The sequence below is a fragment of the Faecalibacterium sp. DFI.5.82 genome, assembly GCF_029076575.1.
In the GTDB taxonomy this organism is placed as follows: domain Bacteria; phylum Bacillota; class Clostridia; order Oscillospirales; family Ruminococcaceae; genus Faecalibacterium; species Faecalibacterium duncaniae.
The window spans coordinates 1-1,426 of record NZ_JARFIS010000027.1 but is presented as its reverse complement, the minus strand read 5'-3'; the positions used below and the strand labels follow the sequence as shown (position 1 = coordinate 1,426).

Below are 1,426 nucleotides of genomic sequence, written 5' to 3'. Positions count from 1 at the left end.
TAGTGTAGGAGAACACTTAGTTCCGCTCAAACCCAAGATAGCGGGTGCCCTGAAAACTCAGCTTTCCGATGTCGCCCTGCACGAGCAGACCATAATCGCTTCCGTCCACTTCAAATTCCATCCGGTCGCCGCTCTCCACCTGAAAAGTCACATAGTACGATGTAAATGTGCTAGTGTCGTATCCGTGCGCACCGGACATATCTCCGGCATTGGCACTGCTGGAATGCGAAACATCGGTGCGCTTTGCTACCACTGTTGCCGGAACGGTAAGCCGCGGCGAGTGGTTGTTTTTGTTCCATGTGCGGAGATTTGAAATTAGAGCAAAGAAAAACATTCCAATAAAAAGCAGGAACAGGATTGGGAAAATGAAGCTGAATATAGCGTCAAACCATCCAAAAAACATTTTACTCCTCCAAAATTTCTTCCAGCAGGTCCTTTACATCGTCCAGAAAAGATTCTTCTCCGAGGGTGTTCACCTTGAAGAACACCGCTTGACTGCCGCCCGCTGTAATTGCAGACAGCCGAATCGGGCTATCTCCATTCTGGAACATGGTCAGTGTCAGACTCAAGCGGTTGCCGCCCATCATGCTGTACCGTTCAAACACACGGACACTGCACCGGGCATCGCCCTCTTTGAAATCACTGCCTGCCTCTAAATCTGCCGACCAACTGCTGTCCGGGATTTCATTTTCCAGCTTCCGAAGCAGTTTGTCAAAATTCTTGTTTCGGATGGTCTTTTCAAAGATTGCCATAATGGTTCCTCCGTTCTGACAATTAAAAATCGGTCCCTTATTTTTGATACGAGCAGAGCCACAGGAAAATTGCGGAGAAATCGCTTGAAGAGAGGAATTTTGTCTGATTTGATTATAGCATATCTTTTGGAAGAACAAAACACTTTATGTACGCCGCCCGCAGGCGGCAAAAGTCAGTCCAGTGGAAATTCCAGCTCGGCAAACTCTGCATCGGTCAGCAGTTTCAGCTTTTCGATAACCACCACCGATAGTTCCCGCAGAGCGGTCTCGTCCGGCATCAGGTAGCACTGCATGAGCCGCAGTTCGTGAATGAGCCCCAGCCGGATGCCGGTGTTGTAGAGCATCATCAGCATGAGTTCCTCATGGTTAAAGTTCATGAACGTCCCTCGCTTTCCGGCAGACGGTTGGATTGCACTCCGGGGCATCGCACTTCTCTTTGAGATTCAGCAGCACCGAAGGACGTTCCGGCTGCTTGTCCAGAAACCCTTGTAAATCTTTGAAGCCGATGCTGTCCATATAATGCACAGACACCTCGCCATTGCGTTTGAGTGCGATCACATCGCTGACCGACAGGCTGTGCCCCTCAAAATCCTGCGGACGGGAGAGGTTGAACATCTGAAATAGTTCTTCCAAAACCTCGTTGTTCGGCACATCCTGCCACATGGCGGGCAGAT

4 protein-coding genes are annotated in these 1,426 nt (G+C 49.7%); all 4 read right to left on the bottom strand.

Going from position 1 to position 1,426, the window contains the following annotated elements; translation table 11 throughout:
* Positions 1-16: 16 nt before the first annotated feature.
* Positions 17-403: a DUF2500 domain-containing protein gene (locus P0G09_RS15365; protein WP_005921746.1), complete on the bottom strand. Its 387-nt coding sequence runs from the start codon at positions 401-403 to the stop codon at positions 17-19.
* A gap of 1 nt (position 404) precedes the next feature.
* Positions 405-752: a DUF6054 family protein gene (locus P0G09_RS15360; protein ID WP_005921745.1), complete on the bottom strand. Its 348-nt coding sequence runs from the start codon at positions 750-752 to the stop codon at positions 405-407.
* A 173-nt stretch (positions 753-925) separates the two neighbouring features.
* Positions 926-1,129 carry a transposon-transfer assisting family protein gene (locus tag P0G09_RS15355; protein ID WP_217297629.1) on the bottom strand — a complete coding sequence of 68 codons (204 nt, stop codon included), beginning with the start codon at positions 1,127-1,129 and terminating at the stop codon, positions 926-928.
* The coding region (locus P0G09_RS15350) for a YodL domain-containing protein (RefSeq protein WP_275253080.1) at positions 1,119-1,426 on the bottom strand (308 nt) is incomplete at its 5' end. The genes P0G09_RS15350 and P0G09_RS15355, both read right to left, overlap by 11 nt.

Bases quoted from the DNA above. Each gene is read 5' to 3' on its own strand.
- P0G09_RS15365 (WP_005921746.1), bottom strand. From the start codon at position 403: ATGTTTTTTGGATGGTTTGACGCTATATTCAGCTTCATTTTCCCAATC.
- P0G09_RS15355 (WP_217297629.1), bottom strand. From the start codon at position 1,129: ATGAACTTTAACCATGAGGAACTCATGCTGATGATGCTCTACAACACC.
- P0G09_RS15360 (WP_005921745.1), bottom strand. From the start codon at position 752: ATGGCAATCTTTGAAAAGACCATCCGAAACAAGAATTTTGACAAACTG.